Source organism: Campylobacter sp. IFREMER_LSEM_CL292, from assembly GCF_025771615.1.
In the GTDB taxonomy this organism is placed as follows: domain Bacteria; phylum Campylobacterota; class Campylobacteria; order Campylobacterales; family Campylobacteraceae; genus Campylobacter_D; species Campylobacter_D lari_D.
The window spans coordinates 1-21,031 of the sequence record NZ_JAKMQP010000013.1 but is presented as its reverse complement, the minus strand read 5'-3'; the positions used below and the strand labels follow the sequence as shown (position 1 = coordinate 21,031).

General features: G+C 31.5%; 19 protein-coding genes and 5 tRNA genes. 2 read left to right on the top strand and 22 right to left on the bottom strand.

Annotated elements, in window-relative coordinates; all coding sequences use genetic code 11:
• Positions 1 to 2: 2 nt before the first annotated feature.
• The 7 genes from L8T82_RS07110 to L8T82_RS07080 are packed head-to-tail and all read right to left on the bottom strand — an operon-like array spanning position 3 to position 5,503.
• Positions 3 to 320, bottom strand: coding sequence for an L-rhamnose mutarotase (locus L8T82_RS07110; protein WP_133319925.1), 318 nt, complete (start codon positions 318 to 320; stop codon positions 3 to 5).
• A complete protein-coding gene (locus L8T82_RS07105) occupies positions 296 to 1,090 on the bottom strand; it encodes an amidohydrolase family protein (RefSeq protein ID WP_263660792.1) in 795 nt (264 codons plus the stop codon). Before L8T82_RS07105 ends, L8T82_RS07110 begins: the two co-directional genes overlap by 25 nt.
• Before the next feature lie 2 nt (positions 1,091 to 1,092).
• A complete protein-coding gene (gene fucP / locus L8T82_RS07100) occupies positions 1,093 to 2,337 on the bottom strand; it encodes an L-fucose:H+ symporter permease (protein WP_133319927.1) in 1,245 nt (414 codons plus the stop codon).
• 15 nt (positions 2,338 to 2,352) lie between these two features.
• Positions 2,353 to 3,144 (bottom strand): SDR family oxidoreductase, encoded by a 792-nt coding sequence (locus tag L8T82_RS07095; RefSeq protein WP_133319928.1) that lies wholly within the window; start codon positions 3,142 to 3,144, stop codon positions 2,353 to 2,355.
• A gap of 21 nt (positions 3,145 to 3,165) precedes the next feature.
• A complete protein-coding gene (locus tag L8T82_RS07090; protein ID WP_263726192.1) occupies positions 3,166 to 4,332 on the bottom strand; it encodes a UxaA family hydrolase in 1,167 nt (388 codons plus the stop codon).
• Positions 4,333 to 4,334: 2 nt separating this feature from the next.
• The gene (locus L8T82_RS07085; protein WP_133319930.1) at positions 4,335 to 4,598 is read right to left on the bottom strand and encodes a UxaA family hydrolase; all 264 of its coding nucleotides are present in this window, start codon (positions 4,596 to 4,598) and stop codon (positions 4,335 to 4,337) included.
• Positions 4,595 to 5,503 (bottom strand): dihydrodipicolinate synthase family protein, encoded by a 909-nt coding sequence (locus L8T82_RS07080; RefSeq protein ID WP_263726191.1) that lies wholly within the window; start codon positions 5,501 to 5,503, stop codon positions 4,595 to 4,597. The genes L8T82_RS07085 and L8T82_RS07080 overlap by 4 nt, the downstream gene beginning before the upstream one ends.
• Before the next feature lie 238 nt (positions 5,504 to 5,741).
• Here L8T82_RS07080 and L8T82_RS07075 point away from each other — a divergent pair, with 238 nt between their 5' ends.
• Positions 5,742 to 6,512 (top strand): IclR family transcriptional regulator, encoded by a 771-nt coding sequence (locus L8T82_RS07075; RefSeq protein WP_263659895.1) that lies wholly within the window; start codon positions 5,742 to 5,744, stop codon positions 6,510 to 6,512.
• Positions 6,513 to 6,532: 20 nt separating this feature from the next.
• Here the strand turns inward: L8T82_RS07075 and rpoC are convergent, their stop codons facing one another.
• The 15 genes from rpoC to L8T82_RS07000 form a co-directional block, all read right to left on the bottom strand.
• Entirely contained in the window at positions 6,533 to 11,086 is a 4,554-nt protein-coding gene (gene rpoC / locus L8T82_RS07070) for a DNA-directed RNA polymerase subunit beta' (protein WP_263726190.1), read from the bottom strand.
• On the bottom strand, positions 11,079 to 15,212 hold the full coding sequence (rpoB, locus tag L8T82_RS07065; RefSeq protein WP_220566613.1) for a DNA-directed RNA polymerase subunit beta: 4,134 nt from the start codon (positions 15,210 to 15,212) through the stop codon (positions 11,079 to 11,081). The genes rpoC and rpoB overlap by 8 nt, the downstream gene beginning before the upstream one ends.
• A gap of 95 nt (positions 15,213 to 15,307) precedes the next feature.
• Positions 15,308 to 15,685: a 50S ribosomal protein L7/L12 gene (rplL, locus tag L8T82_RS07060; RefSeq protein ID WP_012661184.1), complete on the bottom strand. Its 378-nt coding sequence runs from the start codon at positions 15,683 to 15,685 to the stop codon at positions 15,308 to 15,310.
• 20 nt (positions 15,686 to 15,705) lie between these two features.
• Positions 15,706 to 16,185, bottom strand: a complete 480-nt coding sequence (gene rplJ, locus L8T82_RS07055) for a 50S ribosomal protein L10 (protein ID WP_133319935.1) — start codon at positions 16,183 to 16,185, stop codon at positions 15,706 to 15,708.
• A gap of 155 nt (positions 16,186 to 16,340) precedes the next feature.
• On the bottom strand, positions 16,341 to 17,042 hold the full coding sequence (gene rplA / locus L8T82_RS07050; RefSeq protein ID WP_039617747.1) for a 50S ribosomal protein L1: 702 nt from the start codon (positions 17,040 to 17,042) through the stop codon (positions 16,341 to 16,343).
• Between the two features lie 64 nt (positions 17,043 to 17,106).
• A complete protein-coding gene (gene rplK, locus L8T82_RS07045) occupies positions 17,107 to 17,532 on the bottom strand; it encodes a 50S ribosomal protein L11 (RefSeq protein WP_012661181.1) in 426 nt (141 codons plus the stop codon).
• A gap of 27 nt (positions 17,533 to 17,559) precedes the next feature.
• Entirely contained in the window at positions 17,560 to 18,093 is a 534-nt protein-coding gene (gene nusG, locus L8T82_RS07040; RefSeq protein WP_087684660.1) for a transcription termination/antitermination protein NusG, read from the bottom strand.
• 1 nt (position 18,094) lies between these two features.
• Positions 18,095 to 18,277, bottom strand: a complete 183-nt coding sequence (secE, locus tag L8T82_RS07035; RefSeq protein ID WP_039617745.1) for a preprotein translocase subunit SecE — start codon at positions 18,275 to 18,277, stop codon at positions 18,095 to 18,097.
• Positions 18,278 to 18,293: 16 nt separating this feature from the next.
• Positions 18,294 to 18,369 (bottom strand) — tRNA-Trp (locus L8T82_RS07030).
• 21 nt (positions 18,370 to 18,390) lie between these two features.
• A complete protein-coding gene (gene rpmG / locus L8T82_RS07025; protein ID WP_039617743.1) occupies positions 18,391 to 18,549 on the bottom strand; it encodes a 50S ribosomal protein L33 in 159 nt (52 codons plus the stop codon).
• A 41-nt stretch (positions 18,550 to 18,590) separates the two neighbouring features.
• Positions 18,591 to 19,790 carry an elongation factor Tu gene (tuf, locus tag L8T82_RS07020; protein WP_039617742.1) on the bottom strand — a complete coding sequence of 400 codons (1,200 nt, stop codon included), beginning with the start codon at positions 19,788 to 19,790 and terminating at the stop codon, positions 18,591 to 18,593.
• Between the two features lie 65 nt (positions 19,791 to 19,855).
• Positions 19,856 to 19,930, bottom strand: a tRNA-Thr gene (locus L8T82_RS07015).
• A gap of 104 nt (positions 19,931 to 20,034) precedes the next feature.
• A tRNA-Gly gene (locus L8T82_RS07010) sits at positions 20,035 to 20,111 on the bottom strand.
• A 7-nt stretch (positions 20,112 to 20,118) separates the two neighbouring features.
• Positions 20,119 to 20,204 (bottom strand) — tRNA-Tyr (locus L8T82_RS07005).
• Positions 20,205 to 20,250: 46 nt separating this feature from the next.
• Positions 20,251 to 20,326: transfer RNA gene (locus L8T82_RS07000), tRNA-Thr, on the bottom strand.
• A gap of 92 nt (positions 20,327 to 20,418) precedes the next feature.
• On the opposite strand from L8T82_RS07000, the gene L8T82_RS06995 reads away from it, so the two are divergent.
• Positions 20,419 to 21,031 (top strand): YaaA family protein (locus L8T82_RS06995; protein ID WP_263726189.1); only part of this gene is annotated, 613 nt, incomplete at its 3' end.

Here is a 21,031-nt window from a genome sequence, read left to right as displayed (position 1 = left end):
TTTTAATCTAAATGAAATACTTCCTCCATATTTAGCCACTTTTGTCCTGCATGAGCTAAAGATATTTGGCAGGGATCTGTAACTTTCCACCATTGTTGTGTATTTTTATCTTTTGCCATCTTAGCCATATCTGCATCAAAATCAACACCTGTATATTCAAAATATGCAAACAAATATTCTCCAAATAAATAAATAGAATAATTTTGTATATTACATTCTTTAATCATCTCACAAACACCTTTATAAGGCTTTGCATGAAGATCTTTATACTCTTGTATTTTTTCCTTTTTAATTTTTATAATTTGACCATATCTTTGCACCTATCCTCCTTATAAATTGATAAAGCATTTTTATAAAATATCTTGTCCAAATCTTTAAAAATATTTCCTTCTATGATAAATTTAGCCCATTTAGCTGGAGCTATTTTTGCCACAGGATAATTACTACCAAATATAAATTTATCTTCGCTAAAAACATTCTTTAAAAATGAAAAACATTGAGATATAAAATCTCTATGAATTTTTATCGTAAAATCATCTGGTACGGAAATTTTTATCCATAAATTTGGGAAATCTTTTAATTTATGTAATATTTTTTTATATTCATCAAAATAGTTAATTTTAGGACTGCCCATATGATTTAAAACTACTTTTAAATTAGGATTATCAAATAAAAACTTTTCCAATATCCAAAGTTCTTCATTTTTCATGCAAGCTTCAAAAGGTATATTAAAAACATTTAGAAGTTCTAATTTTTCTTTAAAATCTGCTTCAAATAGTCTCTTAGCACCCTTTTTACTAGTATGCATTACCTCTCTAAAAGCACATAAGTGTTCTTTGTACTTTAAATCAGCTAAACAAATAAAAATACCATGTTCTTGTTTTTGCTTTAATGCAAATAAAGCTTCTTTTTCCAAATCATCACTATTCGTTTCAACATACATCGCACCTAAAAAATCAAATTCTTTATACTCATTTTTTGCCCTTAAAAAATCATAATTTTGTTCCAATCTATTATTGCCTTTTATCCACGAAATAGGCATTTTACTTAAATCCCAAAGATGCAAATGAGAATCAAAAATTTTTTGCATTTTTAAGCCTTTATTTTAGAACCAAAAAAACCATACCATGATACATATAAAAATAATGGGGCCATAGCCAAATATCCCATGCTTGTTCCAAAATAATCATTAATTAAACCCATGATAATAGGCATAATAGCACCACCAACTATACTCATAACAAGTAAAGAACCACCTAATTTCACTTGATTAAAAGGAAGATTTTTTGTTGCAACTGCAAAAATAGTAGGAAAAGAAATGGACATAAAGAAAAATAATGCAATTAAAATAACTATACTAATAAATCCGCTAGCAAAATACAAGCATACACATAAAATCACATTAATAAAAGAATACCATCCTAAAATAGTCTCACCTTTAATTTTCTTCATCAAAGGCGTAGAAAGAATACGACCTAACATAAAAGCAATTAAAGCTATCGAAAAATAATAAGCCCCTTGTTCATCTTTTAGATTTTCATTATGCTCACTAAGATAATTTATAAAAAAAGCTCCTGCACTAACTTGATTTGCTATATACAAAAATTGTGCTAGCAATCCAAAATTAAAATGTTTATGCTTAAAAACTCCAATAGGTTTTGAGGTATCTTTTTGTTCATAATCACTACTTACTGCCGATCCTTCTGGAATTTTATTCAATGCAAAAGCAATCAAGATCAAAATAACAATTGCTGCAATACCAACATACACTAACTGGACATTACCCATATTAGCAAGCAATGCAGCTTCTATTTGTTCTTTACTTGCACCTTCTTCTTGTTTTGTAATAGATAAAAACAAAGCTCCACCTATGATAGGTCCTAAAAATTGACCCAAACCATTAAAACTTTGCGCAGCATTGATTCTAAAACTAGCATTTTTCTCATCACCAAGTTTTACCATATAAGGATTAGCACTAGTTTCCAAAGAACCAATACCGCAAGCTAAAATAAAAAAAGCAAATAAAAATAAGTAAAAATTAGCTAAATTTGTAGCTGGAATAATCAATAAACAACCTATTGCATACAAGATTAACCCAAAAATAATACCAATTTTATAAGAGTATTTATTTGCTATATATCCAGCAGGTAATGCTATGATAAAATAAGCACCAAAATAAGCGAGTTGCAAAAATCCACTTTCATGTTGAGTGATATGTAAATGATTTTGAAAATTCTTATTCATAACATCAATCAGCCCATAACTAACTCCCCATAAAAAGAAAAGAGAAGTTACTAAAATAATTGCTATTTTTATATTTTTAGAGTTATTTAACATATATCCTCCTTATTATTAAATTTCATCCCAATTTAGAGCTCTATCCAAATGGATATATCCACCATCAGGAGTTAAAATTTGTCCTGTTGTGTGTGAAGCAAGAGGACTTAGTGTAAAAACTGCTGTGTTTGCTATTTCTTCTATAGTTGTAAAACGATGACCTAATGGTATGCATTTTGCTATTTTTTCATATTGAGCTTTTGGATTTGGAAAATTTGACAACCATTTTTCATAAAGAGGAGTCATAACTTCAGCCGGTGCTATAGCATTAACTCTAATATTATCTTTTGCAAAAGCGCAAGCCCATTCTCTTGTAAAACCTATTTGAGCAGCTTTTGCTGAAGCATAAGCTGAAGTTCTACCTTGTCCTGTTAAGCCGGTTTTACTTGTGATATTTAATATACTTCCTTGTTGCTTTTTAATATATGGTAAGCATTCTTTAGTCATAGTATAATAATGAAAAAGATTATTTTCATAAGATTTAATTAATTCTTCAGTTGTAGCATCTTCTATATGTAAATTATCATTTGCTCCAGCATTATTAACCAAAGCATAAATTCCACCATATATATTAACAACACTTTTAACAAGTGTTGAAATTTGTTCTGTATTTTTTAAATCTATTTGATAAAATCCATAATTTCCACAAATGTCTTTTAGCTCATCATCTTTTTCTTTAGAAATTTCACTTCTTGAAAAAATAATTGGAATCCCACCTTCTAAAGCCCATAATTTAGCAATACCATAACCAATCCCTTTAGCACCACCTGTGATGATACAAATTTTGTTTTTAATTTTTAAATCCATAATATATCCTTTTTTATTAATTTAGCAAGTTGTAGCAAGTCTCCAAACTGAAAAATCATTTTGTTCATTTAACTCTGCCTTTACCAATTCTCCATTTGAAATTCTTATGATCAAATCTATAAGCTCATCACGCACTTCTTCTTTTGTCTTAATCCCATCTATAATACTTCCTGCATTAATATCAATAGCATCATTCATATTTTCATAACAAAAAGTATTAGAACTCATTTTAATAGTAGGCACAATAGCTGAACCTGTAGGAGTACCACGACCTGTAGTAAAAACACAAATATTTGCTCCACCTGCCACCATAGCGCTAAGTTGTTCTATATCATTACCTGGCGTATTCATAAAAGTAAGTCCTTTGGAAATTACAGGTTTAGCATAATCAATCACATCCATTAAAGTTCTAGTACCTGCTTTATAAACACAACCTAAAGACTTTTCTTCTATAGTGCTAAGCCCACCTGCAATATTTCCCGGACTAGGATTTGCTCCGCGTATATCAGCATGAAAAGATTTAACTAAATTCTCATAGCCTAAAATCTTATCATATACCTTTTTAGCTACTTCATCATTTTTTGCTCTCTTAGCAAGTATGGCTTCACACCCTATAAGCTCTGTAGTTTCTGCTAAAATTACTGCACCACCTTCATCAATTACAAAATCACTTAAACTTCCTAAAGCAGGATTGGCACTAAGACCGCTATAACTATCGCTACCACCACATTCTGTGCCTAAAATCAAATCACTAAAATCCCCATCTGTTTTTTCCAATTTTGCAGCATTTTCAAGCATTTGATTTACTATTTTAACACCCTTTTCTATGGTATTTTTACTACCACCGCACTCTTGTATTACTAAATATTCAACCATCTTATAAGGTGTCGCTTCTTTTATTTTTTCAGCTACTATTTTCGCTTGTATTACCTCACAACCAAGTCCTACAATTAAAATACCAAAAACATTAGCATTACTCCCATGGCCTATTAAAACATCTCTAGTTTGTAAAGCATCAAATTCGAGTTGAGAACAGCCATGTTGATGATTGATATATACTGCCCCATTGCATTTTCTGGCTATATTTTCGCACACCTTATTAGCGCAATGCACGCTTGGTATAATAATGACTTTATTTCTCAAGCCAAATTTTCCATCTTCTCTTCTATAACCCATTATCTTTTTCATATTTATTCCTTATCCCCACGACCTCTAATACCTGCACTATTGTGAATATGCACCCATTCACCTTTATTAATATCACAACTTGCACTAGCTATAGCTTCTGCATATTTGATGACAACTTCATCTTTTTTTATATCTTTTAGTGCAAATTTATGTCCACTTGCAATATCATCTAAAAGTTCTATATTTTCCACGATTTCACCTTTTTTAAAATCACGCAAAGCAGTAGCGACATTATCTTTTTCATTGACTATAATATAGGCTTTCATAATTTTATACCCGTTTCTTTTTCTATAGTTTTAACAAGTTCTTTAGCTTCATTAAAACGAGTATTTAATTCTTCTTTTGTAACATGTGATAAAGGATGGATACTTGTATTTGCAAATTCAAATCCTCTAGCTTTTAAAAGCAAAGCAAATCCCATAGGAAAAGCCATGCTCATACCAAATCTTATAGCTTTTAGTAAACTTTTTTGAATCAGCAAAGCTCTATCTATATTTTTTTCATTGATTGATTTATAAATTTCACTCATAAGTTCTGGAAAAACACCACCTATACTAGTCATAGAACCCTTTGCCCCTATCAGTAGTGCTCCTGCATAAAATTCTTCTCTTCCTACAAAAACATCAAAATCACCAGGCACTACATCTAATATATGATTTAAAAGTAAAGCATCTCCACTGCTATCTTTTATACCCACAACATTATCAAGCTTTGAAACTCTTTCTATAAATTTCAAACTTAGTGCTGGTGCAAAAAGAGGGATGTTATAAATATACAAAGGAAGCTTCACTTTAGAAGATAAATCTTTAATATATTCAAAAAGTGCATCTTCACTTAATTTATAATAATAAGGCATAGCAAGTAATAAAGCATCAAGCCCTAATTCATATGCTTTTTGTGCCAAAGTAAAAGTATTTTGATAAACTGTTGATGCAATACCTGTAATAACAGGGATATTATTTTTTGCAGCTTCTTTTGTAAGTTTCATTATTTTGACTTGCTCTTCTATACCTAAAGCTTGAGAATCTCCTGCACTACCATTACAAAATAATCCATTTAAACCTTTTGAGATACCAAATTCGCAATATTTAATAAATTCGTTTTCATTAATATTTCCACTCATATCATATGGAGTTAATAAGGCTGGTAAAGTTCCCTTTAATATTCCCATATTTTTTCCTTTCATTTTTTGTATATACAAAAATATTTTTATATACAAAAAATATAGCTAAAAATAGAAATTTTTAAAAACATCAAAATGATAAAAAAACAATACAAAAGTCTTATAAAAGTAGTTATAATCAATCATCTAAAGCAAAAACTGCTAATAGAAAATATTTTTTATATTATTAAAAATGTTACTAAAAGTAAAAAATATGATAGAATTTATCTATTGAAAAAGGAGTAAAATGACACATCAACCAACATTAAGAGTTTTAAAAATTTTAGAATTATTGGGCAATAATAATCAAAAAAATACACTAAGCTCTATTGCAAAAGATTTAAATATCCCTCCAGGGACACTTTCTCCTATACTTCAAACTTTACAAGCTAAAAATTACATTAAATGTGATAAAAATAAATTTTACACATTAGATTATAAAATTTTAGAAATTAGCCGTTGCATTTCAATAAAAAATAGCGCATTAGAATTAATTAAAAAACATATGAAAAACATCAGAAACTTAACAGGACAAACATGCCAAATGGGAATATTAAAAGAAGGAAATGTATTTTATTTAGAAAAACTTGATTCGGATAATCAAATACAAATCAAGTCTTTTGTCGGTGCTTCATATCCAGCTTACGCTACATCTTTAGGAAAAGCATTACTAGAAAAGAAAACCTATAAAGAGCTTGAAAAAATTTATCCAAATCCTTTTGAGAAAATAACACCAAATACATTAAATAATCTAAAAGAGCTTTACGAAGAATTATCTTCTATCAAAAAAAATAAAATAGCATTAGAAAGTGGGGAAATGAACCCAGAAATTGAGTGTATGGCCATAGGAATTGAATACGATGAAAAAATTATAGCTGCAATTAGTATTTCATATCATATATTTTACTCAAATGCAAATTTTAAAGAAAAAAATCAAAAAATTTTACTAGAAGAAAAATACAAAATAGAACAAGATTTAAAATTATATTTCCCGGAATTAGAAAATATATATCAATAAAAATCCCTAATTAGGGATTTTTATTCTTTTTCTTTTAATTTAAGTTTTTGTTCTTGATATAATCCCGTTCCAACAGGAATCATACGACCTAAGATTACATTTTCTTTTAGATCTTCAAGATAATCAAATTTACCTGCAATACTTGCTTCTGTTAAAACTTTCGTTGTTTCTTGGAAAGAAGCAGCTGAAATCACGCTATCACTTCCAATAGCCGCTCTTGTTACCCCAAGTAACACAGGCTCAGCCACAGCAGGCTCACCACCATATCTTAAAATTCTTTCATTTTCTTCTCTGAATTTTCTTCTTGAAACTAAATCACCCACGATGAAGTTAGTATGACCACTATCTACAATTTTAACTTGTCTTAGCATTTGTGATACGATGATTTCAATATGCTTATCAGAAATCACAACACCTTGACCGCGATAAACTTGCTGAATTTCAGAAATAAGATAATAATGTAATGCTTTTTCACCTAAAATTCTAAGTACATCATGGCTTGAAATAACTCCATCGGTTAATTTTTCACCCGCATGGATAAACTCGCCATCTCTTACTTGAATACGTTTTGATTTATCTATCAAATACTCTGCGCTACTTCCATCTTCTGCTTGAATAATGATTCTTTCTTTTGATCTTAAAGGCTTATCAAATCTAACAACTCCATCAATTTCAGCTACAACGGCAGTATTTTTTGGCTTTCTTGCTTCAAATAATTCAGATACTCTTGGAAGACCCCCGGTAATATCTTTTGATTTAGCTGCTGCCTTTGGTGTTTTAGCTAAAATATCAGCTTGCTTCACCTTATCACCATCATTTACGTAAATAACAGTTTTTGGCTCTAATTGATAACGCACTACTTTGTCATTTTCACCTATGATTAACAACGCTGGACGCACTCCACTTGGTAAATACTCATTAATAACAAGCGATCTTTTACCTGTTGCTTCATCAATTTGTTCATCAGCACTATAACCTGATTCAATATCTTCAAAATTTATAGTACCTGCAACCTCTGCAATTACGGTGTTATTATATGCATCCCATTCAGCAATGATAGTTTTATCTTCTTTGCTTGATTTTGCTATGATAGCTTTAGGATTATCCACAAAAGCACTATCATCAAATTCAATCACGGATTCTCTTGGTATATAATGTCTTTTTGCTTCTCTATCATTTTCATCAGCAATAACAACAAAAACACCTTTTTCTTTAACTACATCACCTGTTTTAAGATTTTTAATCCTATCTAAACCATCGCCTTTGAGCATGTAAAATTTTAATGTGCCTTTTGCACCTGCTATAATATCTTGAGTGATAGGATCACCATCTTTTACTAGCAATTCACTTGCATAAGGAATACGATTTGGTATATTCCAACCTTCTTTGATCACTTCAACAATACTTTCATTTTCAGCTACTTCAACACCATCGCTATATGGAATATACAACTTACCTTCGATATTACCACTTACACCGGCAAGCTCATTAGCTTTTGCTAAATCATATTTTCTTAATATAAATTTAGCTTCATTGTTTTTTGCTTTAACACTAACCACCACATCTTCATACGCATGTTCAATATGGATAGTTCCTTTAAATGGAGCTTTGATTTTTGGCTCAACAAGTAAAATAGCAGCATTGCGATGATTTGCAACGATAGTTTTACCTTGTCTATCTTCATAAGTGTTAAGATTATAAAATCTTACAAAACCTTCTTTATGTGCTACTACTTGACGATCTTGTAAATCTGTACTAGCAGTACCACCACTATGGAAAGTTCTTAGTGTAAGCTGAGTTCCTGGCTCACCGATTGATTGAGCAGATATAATACCTACAGCTTCACCTGGCTTAACTAATTTGCCCTCACCTAGGTTAATACCATAACATTTAGAACAAACTCCTTTTTTAGCTTTACAAGTAATAGGAGTTCTAATACTTACACTCTTTACACCACTTTCAACAATTACTCTAGCTTTTTCTTCATCTATTAAAGTACCTTCTGAAAATAAAATTTCATTAGTAATAGAATCAATAATATTTTCAGCTAAAACTCTTCCTAAAATTCTTTCCTCTAAGGTTTCAATCACAACACCATCTGCTGTGATTTCATTAATTTCAACACCCTCATGTGCACCACAATCATCCATTGTAACTTTTACATTTTGCGCCACATCGATAAGCTTTCTTGTTAAATAACCTGCATTTGCTGTTTTTAATGCTGTATCTGCGAGACCTTTTCTAGCACCATGAGTTGAAATAAAATATTCAAGAACATTAAGTCCTTCACGGAAATTTGAAATAATCGGCGTTTCAATAATTGAGCCATCAGGTTTTGCCATAAGACCCCTCATCGCAGCAAGCTGTGAAATTTGAGCTGCTGAACCTCTAGCACCAGAATCTGCCATCATATAAATAGAGTTAAATCCTTCTTTATCTTTTTTAATTAACTCCATCATATCTTTTGACAAGATATTATTAGTGCTTTTCCAAATATCAATAATCTTATTATATCTTTCACCCGAAGTAATCAAACCTAAATTGTATGAATTTTGAATTTCTCTTACTTGTTTTTTAGCTTCTTCTATGCTTTTTTGCTTTTGATCAGGCACAATAATATCAGCAATTGAAATAGAAATACCTGCTTTTGTTGCATATTCAAAACCAAGATCTTTTAGTTTATCTAAAAAGCTAGCACTTACTTCAAGGCCACCTTCTTTATAAACATAATCAACCAAAGCTGCAATATCTTTTTTCTTCATGACTTTATTCCACATATTTTCAGGAACAAAATCAGGTAAGATAGACTTAATAATCAATCTACCCGCGGTTGTTGTGATTTTTCTTCCATCAACCACACTTCTAATGCTTGCATGAATATCTAAAGATTTTGCTTCTAGAGCAATCATAACCTCTTCAATACCTGTGCAAATTTTATGCTCACCTTTAGCACCATCTTTTTCTAAAGATAGATAATAAATCCCCAAAACCATATCTTGAGAAGGTACAGTTACAGAACGACCACTTGCTGGAAGCAAGATATTCATAGATGAAAGCATTAATACTTTGCACTCAGCTATTGCCTCTTGAGATAAAGGCACATGCACAGCCATTTGGTCCCCGTCAAAGTCAGCATTAAATGCCGCACACACTAATGGATGAAGTTGAATCGCTTTACCCTCTACAAGCACAGGATGGAAAGCTTGGATGGAAAGCTTATGCAAGGTTGGAGCACGGTTAAGCATTACAGGATGACCTTTAACAACCTCTTCTAAGCACTCCCAAACCTCATTAGTTTTGTTTTCTATCATTTTTTTAGCTTGTTTTACGGTAGTTGCATAACCTTTTTCTTCAAGCTTAGCTAACAAATGTGGTTTAAATAATTCTAAAGCCATTTTTTTAGGTAAACCGCATTGATCCATTCTAAGTTTTGGTCCAACAACAATAACACTACGACCTGAGAAATCCACCCTTTTACCAAGTAGATTTTGTCTAAAACGACCTTGTTTACCTTTGATAATTTCACTTAAAGATTTCAATGGACGCTTATTTGCACCTTTAACTGCATTTGCTCTTCTGCCATTATCAAACAAAGCATCAACTGCTTCTTGTAGCATTCTTTTTTCATTTCTAATGATAATTTCAGGTGCATCAAGCTCCATAAGTCTTTTTAAACGCGTATTTCTATTGATAACCCTTCTATATAAATCATTCACATCAGAAACTGCAAATTTTCCACCATCTAAAGCTACCAAAGGTCTTAAATCAGGTGGCAATACAGGTAAATTTGTGATCATCATCCACTCGGGACGATTTGGTACTACTTCATCAATATTTGTATTGCTATTTAAATTACTGTTTAAGAAATTTTCTACCACTTTTAAGCGTTTGATGATAGTTTTTTTCTTTGCTTCTGAATTAGTTGCTGCAATATCTTCTTTTAATTTATTTAAAAGCTCGACAAGATCTAAATTTGCTAGTAAATCTCTAACAACTTCACCACCCATTCTAGCTTTAAATCCACTACTTTCATAGCGTTGCATTAAATTTAAATACTGCTCTTCATTTAACACATCACAAAATTCAACTTTTTTAGTATTTTCATTATCATAGTACGCATCACCTGGATTTTCTACTATATATGCTTCATAATATAATACACGTTCTAAGTCTTTCATCTTTACGCCGAGTAAAGTACCGATACGACTTGGTAAAGAGTTCACATACCATATATGTGCTACTGGGGTAACTAGCTCAATATGCCCCATTCTTGAACGACGCACTTTAGAACTAGTAACTTCAACACCACATTTTTCACACTTAATGCCCTTAAAACGCATTTTTTTATACTTACCACAAAGACACTCATAATCTCTTACTGGTCCAAAAATTTTAGCACAAAAAAGCCCATCTCTTTCAGGCTTTAAAGTTCTATAATTAATTGTTTCTGGTTTTTTTACTTCCCCATAAGACCATGATTTGATTTTTTCAGGACTTGCAAGTCTTAATTGAAAAGCTTCAAAGTCTCTAGGTCTGCCATCTTCTTTTATTTCGATAGGTTTAAATTTACTCATTATTCTCATCCTTATCAAAAATCTCAACATCTAAAGCAAGAGATTTTAATTCATTTGTAAGTACAAAGAATGTCTCTGGAATACCTGTTGCTGGAACATTCTCGCCTTTTGTTAAAGCTTTATAAGCACTAAATCTACCCTCAACATCATCAGATTTTATGGTTAACATTTCTCTTAGAGTATGAGCTGCTCCATAAGCTTCAAGAGCCCAAACCTCCATCTCACCAAATCTTTGCCCACCAAATAATGCTTTACCGCCAACTGGTTGTTGTGTTACTAAGCTATAAGGTCCAGTGCTTCTTGCGTGAACTTTTTCATCTACTAAATGGTGTAATTTAAGCATATACATACATCCAACATGCACACGCTCTGCCATTTTTTCACCAGTTCTTCCATCATAAAGTTCGCTTTTTCCATCCATAGCTATTTTAGCCATTTCAAAAAGCTTACCAAATTCTTCAACCGTTACACCTTCAAATACAGGAGTAGCAAATTTTACCCCTTTAGCCCAATCTCTAGCATAAGAAATAAGTTGCTCATCATTTAAAGTTTGTACAAATTTCTTTTCTAGCTCAAGTCTAGATACACTACAAATTTCAAGAATTTTTTCGCGTAATTCTTTTACAAAATCTTTTTGTTTTCTATCAAAAATTTCTTGAATTTGATCACCTAGTCTCATACCAACAATCCCTAAGTGACTTTCAAGAATTTGTCCTATATTCATACGACTTGGAACCCCTAGAGGATTTAAAGCTATATCAATAGGTCTTCCATCAGGTAAATAAGGCATATCAACTTCTGGAACGATATTAGATACAATACCTTTATTTCCATGGCGTCCCGCCATTTTATCCCCAACTTTTAATTTTCTCTTAGTCGCAATATATACTTTAACAAGTTTTACCACTCCACTTGGTAAAATATCATCTTTTTCTAAAATTTCTAATTTTTCATCATGCTCTGTTTTAAGCTTTTTCTTCTCGTTTTGGAAGTGATTTTTTAAATCATCATATTCTTTTTGTACTTCTTTAGAATAAGCTTTAACTAAAGAATTTAATGCAAAACGATTAATTTTTTCCAACTCGGTAATTTCTACCTTGGAACCTTTTTTATATTTAACACCATTTATTTCTTCGTCTGAATTTAAAGGTGATTTAGAAAGCAAAGAACATACTCTTAAAGTTTCTTCTCTGTCCATCATCAAAAGTCTATCGTGATGTTCTTTTTCAAGATTTAATTTTTCATCATCATAGGCTTTTACAGCACGAGCATCTTTTTCATAACCTTTTTTAGTAAATATTTTTACATCTACAACAACACCTTCCAATGAAGCAGTTGCATATAAAGATTTATTTACAACATGTCCTGCTTTTTCACCAAAAATAGCTCTTAGTAATCTTTCTTCAGGTGTAGGTTTTACCTCACCTTTAGGTGAAACTTTACCTACCAAAATCATACCAGGCTTTATATGAGTTCCTATTTTCGCAATACCACTCTCATCAAGATGTGCTAAATCTTCCTCTTTAACATTCGGAATATCTTTTGTAATCTCTTCAACGCCATCTTTAAGTTCTCTAGCCTCTACTTCCTTTTCATAAATATGAACACTAGTGAAAGTATCTTCGCGTAAAATTTTCTCACTAATTACAATAGCATCTTCATAATTATATCCATGCCATGGCATAAATGCGATCAAAGCATTTTTACCAATAGCAAGCTCTCCTTGATCCATACTTGGACCATCTGCAATAATTTGACCTGCTTGAATAAATTCGCCTTTTTTCACAATCGGGTGTTGAATAAAAGTTGTATTTTGGTTAGTTCTTAGATTTTTTTCCATTTTATAATGATCAATAAATGGTCCATTTTCATCTTCACCCAAAATAAAAATATTTTTATTATCAACTTTTTCTACAATACCTGCTCTTTTAGCTTTAATAGCTTCCCAAGCATCACGTGCAATGATTTTTTCCATACCAGTACCTACTATAGGTGCTTGTGCGGTTAGTAAAGGCACCGCTTGACGCTGCATGTTTGAACCCATCAGGGCTCTGTTTGCATCATCATGCTCCAAAAATGGAATCAAAGAAGCTGCGACCCCTACTATCATACCTGAACAAAGATCAATCAAATGCACTTCTTCTCTTCTTGCTAAGATTGTTTCACCATCTTGTCTTGCTTCAACAAATTCTTCAACAATATTACCTTTTTCATCAATTTTAGTTGAAGCAGCTGCGATCACTAAACCTTCTTCTTGAGTAGCGGTTAAATAAACAATTTCATTGCTTACTTTTCCATTTTCTACTTTCTTATAAGGTGCTTCAACAAAACCTAGATCATTTACTTTAGCATAAGTTGAAAGCGTATTAATCAAACCGATATTTTGACCTTCTGGAGTTTCAACAGGGCAAATTCTTCCATAATGCGTTGCATGGACATCACGCACTTCAAAACCCGCTCTTTCTTTTACTAAACCACCCTCGCCAAGCGCAGATAAACGACGCTTATGAGTTACCTCGCTTAATGGATTTGTTTGATCCATAAATTGAGACAATTGACCACCGGTAAAAAATTCCATAATTGTCACAGTAATTGTTTTAGGATTGATCAAGTCATAAGGCATTACTTTATCAATATCTGCATTTAATGCGGTAAATTTATCTCTGATTGATTTTTGCATTTTAGCAAGACCCACATGAAGTTCATTAGCTAAAAGCTCTCCAATCGATCTAATACGACGATTGCCTAAATGATCTCTATCATCAATATGGCCTCTACCATTTTTTACTTTAATTAAATATTTTGCAGTTTTTACTATATCTTCATTTGTTAAAACTGTAACATATTCAGGTGTATCTAATCCTAGTTTATGATTCATTTTCATACGACCAACTTTTGTCAGATCATATCTTTCAGGATTAAAAAATAAATCATTTACAAAAGCTTTTGCAGCATCTTTTACTACAGGCTCGCCTGGTCTCATTACTTTATAAATTCTAATAGCTGCTAAATCATTTTCATCTTCTATATTTTCAGTTTGTTTTAATAATTTTAAAGTCTCATTATCTTGAATGAAAGAATTAATAATAGCAGCATCAACTCCATTTGCTAAGTCATTTGCAATATCAAATTGTTTTTCTTCTTTAATTTTAGCTAATTTTCCCTCATCTAATAGCGTTAAAGAATCAAACAAAACCTCACCGGTTTCTTTATTAATAATAGGGTTAGCTAAATATCTATTTGTTAAAATTTCAATTGGATATTCAACCCATTTAACACCGTCTTTTATAAGTTGCTCAGCTTTTTTCTTTGTCATTCTTTTACCGGCTTGGTGTACAACATTGCCTTTTTCATCTTTTAAGTCATATTCGACTCTATCTAAAAAGTCATTTGGATTAAATTCAGTTAAAAATTTATCTTTTTTAACATGAATAGTTTGTATAGGGTAAAATAATTTTATAATATCTTGCTTTTTATAACCAAGTGCTCTAAATAAAATAGTAATAGGCACTTTCCTTCTTTTATTAATACGCACATAAAGCACATCTTTTGCATCATACTCAAAATAAAGCCAAGAACCACGATCTGGTATAATTTGAGCTGTATATACTAACTTATTTGCAACAGTAGAACTTTCTTCTTCTTTAAAAATAACACCTGGACTTCTATGAAGTTGATTTACAACAACTCTTTCAACCCCATTAATTATAAAAGAAATTCTATCTGTCATTAAAGGAATTTCTCTAATATAAATTTCTTGTTCTTTGATATCTTTTATACCGATTTTTTCACCCGTTTTTTCATCTTTTTCATGTAAAGTTAAACGGATTTTCATTTTCAAATTTACAGAATAAGTTAAACCTCTTTCCATGCACTCTCTAATGGTGTATTTAGGTTTACCTACTTCACTACTTACATATTCTAAACTTAATCTATTTTGCGGATCATGGATTGGAAAGATAGATTTGAAAACTTTTTCAATTCCACTTTCTGAATTTTTTGCATCTAAATTTAAAAAATAATCAAAACTCTTTTTTTGTAATTGTAATAAATTTGGAATGTCTATTTGTTGTGGAACATTCGAGAAGTCTATTCTTAAACGATTTCCTGATTGTGAATTTAACATATTATTATACCCCATGGTAAAAGTATTGAAAGAAAGAATCCTTATTAAAGGAAAACAAGAAAGGATATAAAATCCTTTCTTTTAAAAATAAAAAATTATTTAAGTTCAACCTTAGCGCCAGCTTCTTCAAGTTGTTTTTTAGCTTCTTCAGCTTCAGCTTTACTAACACCTTCTTTAAGAACTGATGGAGTTTGCTCAACTGCATCTTTTGCTTCTTTTAATCCAAGACCAGTTAAAGCACGAACAACTTTAATTACATTAATTTTTTTATCGCCACCATCTTGTAATACAATATCAAATTCAGTTTTTTCTTCAGCAGCACCGCCAGCAGCACCCGCAACAGCAGCACCCGCAACCATAACTGGAGCAGCAGAAACACCAAATTTTTCTTCAAATTCTTTTACTAATTCTGAAAGCTCAAGAACACTTAGGTTAGAAATAAATTCTAATACATCTTCTTTAGTAATTGCCATTTTTTATCCTTTTTATAATTTTATTCAGCTTCTTTTTTTTCTTTTAATGCATTTAATCCAATTGTAAAATTGGTGATTGGTGCATTCCAAACTTGCAAAAGCATAGCAAGTAATTCATTACGAGAAGGCATTTTAGCTAAAGCTTTAACTTTATCTACAGAAGCAACTTCGCCTTCGATAAATGCAGTTTTGATCTCAAATGCTTGATTAGCTTCGCTAAATTTATCAGCAACTTTTGAAACATTTAATTGGTCTTCACCCCAAAGATAAATATTAGTATCTTTAAGTTCCATTCCATCTTTGCCGGCATTTTTAAGAGCAATACTTGCTAAAGTATTTTTAATAATTTGAACTTTAACATCCATTTCTCTCGCATTATTTCTTAACTCTTCAAGTTTTTTAGTATTTAAACCCTTATAGTTACAAACTACAACAGCCTCACTAACTTTAAAACCTTCTTCAAGTTTAGAAACAAGTTCAACTTTTTGGCTTTTAGTCATCTTTACTCCTTTCCGACCGGTGATTTCAAGCAGAGCAGAAAAATCTAATTAAGTCCTAGGACCTCGGCTATCTCCAATCTAAGATAAAAATTAGATAAAATAAAAGTTATTATCTTATCTAATTTTTATTAATGAGAGTAAAACTCTCATTAATTTTATTTTGTATCAAGTAATTCTTGAGTATCAAGAGAAAGAGAAGGACTCATAGTTAAAGAAAGACTAGCATTTTTAATATATCTTCCTTTTGCAGCAGCTGGCTTGTGTTTATTAATAGCTTTTACAAATGCTGTCATATTTTCTTTTAATTGTTCTTGAGTAAAGCTAACTTTACCTAAACCTGCATGGATATTTCCTTGCTTATCAACACGGAAGTTAACTTGACCATTTTTAGCATTATTCACAGCTTGTGCAACATCCATTGTCACAGTACCTGTCTTAGGATTTGGCATTAAACCTTTAGGTCCTAAAATACGACCTACTTTACCAACTAAACCCATCAAATTTGGAGTAGCAATTAAAACATCAAAATTCATATTTCCTTTTTGAATTTCTTCTACTAAATCATCACTACCAACTATATCAGCACCTGCATTTTTTGCCTCATCAGCTTTTGCATCTTTTGCTATAACAGCAACACGCACTTTTTTACCTGTACCACAAGGTAAAACTACACTACCTCTTACCATCTGATCTGCATGTCTTGGATCAACATTTAATTTTAAAGCAATTTCAACTGTTTCATCAAATTTAGCAGATGCAAGAGTTTTAACTGTGCTTATTGCTTCATCCATTAAGTAATTTTTATTTGAATCTATTTTTTTTAATAATTCTGTAAATCTTTTAGTATTTTTTGACATTAATTTTTCTCCGCATTTTATATAAAGTGCTACCGCCTTTTTAAACTCTTGGCGGTAAAGAGTATTAATCTACGATTTCAACACCCATAGAACGAGCAGAACCCATAATAATCTTAGCAGCTTGCTCTCTATCTTTTGTGTTCATATCAGCTATTTTTTTATCAACAATTTCTAAAACTTGTGCTTTGGTTAATTTACCTACTTTATTTTTCAAAGGATTATCCGCACCTTTAGAAATACCTGCAGCTTTTTTGATTAAATCAGTAGCTGGTGGTTGTTTTGTGATAAATGTAAAGCTTTTATCTGCATAAACAGTAATAACAACTGGAATATTAAAGCCAGCCATATCTTTTGTTCTTTCATTAAATGCCTTACAAAATTCCATAATATTAACACCTTGTTGACCCAAAGCAGGACCAACTGGAGGTGATGGATTAGCCTTAGTAGCAGCTATTTGTAATTTTATTTCTCCTACGACTTTTTTAGCCATAACCTTACTCCTTTACTTGCTATATTATCAAACTATTTTTTCAACTTGAGAGTATAAGATCTCTACTGGAGTTGATCTGCCAAATATTGAAACATTTAGCTTTAAAACTCCTCTAACCATATCATATTCTTCTACAATACCAACAAAGTTTGCAAAAGGACCTTCGGTTATTCTTACACTTTCTTCTTTATCAAATGAAATTTTAGGTTTAGGTGCTGCTTTATTTTTCACCTTTTCTAAAATAAGATTGATATCTTTTTCACTCAATGGGGTTGGTTTTTTACTTTCCCCTATAAAACGACCAACTTTTGGCAAAGATTGAATTTTATGCCAAAGTTCTGTTGATAAGTCAATATTGGCAAATACATAGCCTGAATACAAACTTCTTTCGCTTATTTTTTCTTTACCATTTTTAAATTCAATCACATCTTCAGTTGGAACAATTACTTCTAGCAATTGCTCTTGAATTCCATGATCTCTAACTAAATTTTCTATGGCTCTTTTTACAGCCATTTCACTACCTGCATAAGTTTGAATTGCATACCATTTATGATTCATTATTTTATCCTATAATCTTAGATAATGAAAATGACATAATCAAGTCAACCAATGCTAAAAATAATGAAACAACAGTAACAACTACAAAAACAGTAATATAAGCATTTCTAACTTGCTCTTTCAAAGGCCAAATAACTTTTGATAATTCAGCTTTTGACAATTTAAAATAAGTTATTAGTTTTTCCATATTTAACCTTATTTTGTGGCAGGGCAAGAGGGATTCGAACCCCCAACCATCGGATTTGGAATCCGGCGCTCTACCGTTGGAGCTATTGCCCTAAGGGCTTTTATATAAAAGCCTTAACTTTTTAATTTAACTTCTTTATGAACTGTATGTTTTTTTAATCTTGGGCAATATTTTTTTAATTCTAATTTTTCAGTTGTATTTTTACTATTTTTAAAAGTACTGTAATTAATATCACCGCACTCTTCACATTTCAAGCCAACTTTAATTCTCATTTTTATTCCTTAAAAAAAGCGAGATAAAATCTCGCTTATGATTATTTAATAATTTTAGATACAACACCTGAACCAACAGTACGGCCACCTTCACGGATAGCAAAACGAGTACCTTCTTCAAGTGCAACTGGTGCAATAAGACTTACAGTAATTCTAACATTTTCACCTGGCATAACCATTTCAACGCCTTCTGCAAGTTGGATAGAACCAGTAACATCCGTTGTTCTTACATAGAACTGTGGTCTATAGTTATTAAAGAATGGAGTATGACGACCACCTTCATCTTTATTTAAAATATAAACTTCTGCTTCAAAGTCAGTATGTGGAGTAATTGATTTTGGCTTAGCAAGAACCATACCACGAAGAACATCTTCTTTTTTAGTACCACGTAGAAGAACACCTACATTATCACCTGCTTCACCTTGATCCATTTCTTTTCTAAACATTTCAACACCAGTTACTGTAGTGCTTTGTGTTTCTCTAATACCAACGATTTCAATAGTATCACCAACTTTAACAACACCTTTTTCAATTCTACCAGTAACAACTGTACCACGACCTGAAATTGAGAATACGTCTTCGATTGGCATTAAGAAATCTTTATCTGTATCACGAGCTGGAGTTGGAATATACTCATCAACTGCTGCCATAAGATCTAGGATTTTTTTAGACCATTCACCATCTTGTCCGGCTTTTGCTTCTTCAAGAGCTTGTAAAGCAGAACCTGAAATAATTGGAGTATCATCTCCTGGGAAGTCATAAGAACTTAATAGTTCTCTAATTTCCATTTCAACTAATTCTAATAATTCAGCATCATCAACCATATCAGCTTTATTCATGAAAACAACGATATATGGTACACCTACTTGGCGAGAAAGTAAGATGTGCTCTCTAGTTTGTGGCATTGGACCATCTGCAGCAGAAACAACAAGAATAGCACCGTCCATTTGAGCAGCACCAGTAATCATATTTTTAACATAGTCAGCGTGACCTGGGCAGTCTACGTGAGCATAGTGACGATTTTCTGTTTCATACTCAATATGAGAAGTTGCAATAGTAATACCACGCTCTTTTTCTTCAGGAGCATTGTCGATATTATCATAATCTTTAAGCTCAGCCAAACCTCTTCTTGAAAGAACAGCAGAGATAGCAGCTGTTAAAGTAGTTTTACCGTGGTCAACGTGACCAATAGTACCAATATTTACGTGAGGCTTATTACGTGAAAATTTTTCTTTAGCCATCTTTTTCCTCCATATAAAATTTACAAACAAATACTAATTTATGTTTTATAATCTTTTGAAATCAATGGAGCTCATAGCGGGACTTGAACCCGCGACCTCTCCCTTACCAAGGGAGTGCTCTACCTCTGAGCCATACGAGCGCTCAGAAAAATTAAAAACATAAATTATAAAATTTTGGAAATTGAAACTGCTAGAAATTCTGAATTTAAAAACAGCTCCCAGTTTCACTCTACCAAAATTAGGTTGGAGCGGGAAACGGGACTCGAACCCGCGACCCTCAGCTTGGAAGGCTGATGCTCTAGCCAACTGAGCTACTCCCGCAAAGCAATGGTGGTGAGTCGTGGATTCGAACCACGGAAGGCGAAAGCCAGCAGATTTACAGTCTGCCCTCGTTGGCCACTTGAGTAACTCACCATGATAAAAATGCTTTTTATTTCTGGTCAAACACTGCTATCAACAATGGAGCTGGTTAAGGGACTTGAACCCCCGACCTGCTGCTTACAAGGCAGCTGCTCTACCAACTGAGCTAAACCAGCAAAAAATAAAGTTGAATTATAATGTAATTTTAAATTAATGTCAAGTGTTTTAAATAATTTTATATAATTTTTAAAAAAATAAAGGATTGATTATGAAAATTTTATTTTCACCTAGCGAAAGCAAAAATAAAATAAATACGCAAGATTATATAAATAAAAACTCTTTTGTTTTTAGTAATTTATATAGTAAAAGACTTGAGGTACTTACAAAATATAAAAATCATATAAATCAATGCAATGAAGTTGAACTTGAAAAATTTTTTGGTATAAAAGATGCAAGTGAAATAGAAGAATTAACTCATGATATTTTAACAAAAGAAACAAACAAAGCTATTCAAAGATATAATGGAGTTGCTTTTGATCATTTAGACTATGAAAATTTAAGCGAGAATTCAAGAAAATACATAGATGAGAATGTTTTGATATTTTCTAATCTTTTTGGTCCTATTTTAGCAAAAGATTTAATACCTTATTACAAATTAAAACAAGGAGAGAAAATTAAAGAATTTAATATAGAAAAATATTACAAAGATAGTTTTTCTGATGAACTCGATAAATTTTTAGAAAATGAATTAGTCATTGATCTTAGAGCTAAATTTTATGAAAAATTTTATACTATTAAAAAGCCTTTTTTAACTTTTACCTTTTTAAAAAATTCCAAAACTTTAAGTCATTTTGCTAAAGCTTATAGGGGTAAAATACTAA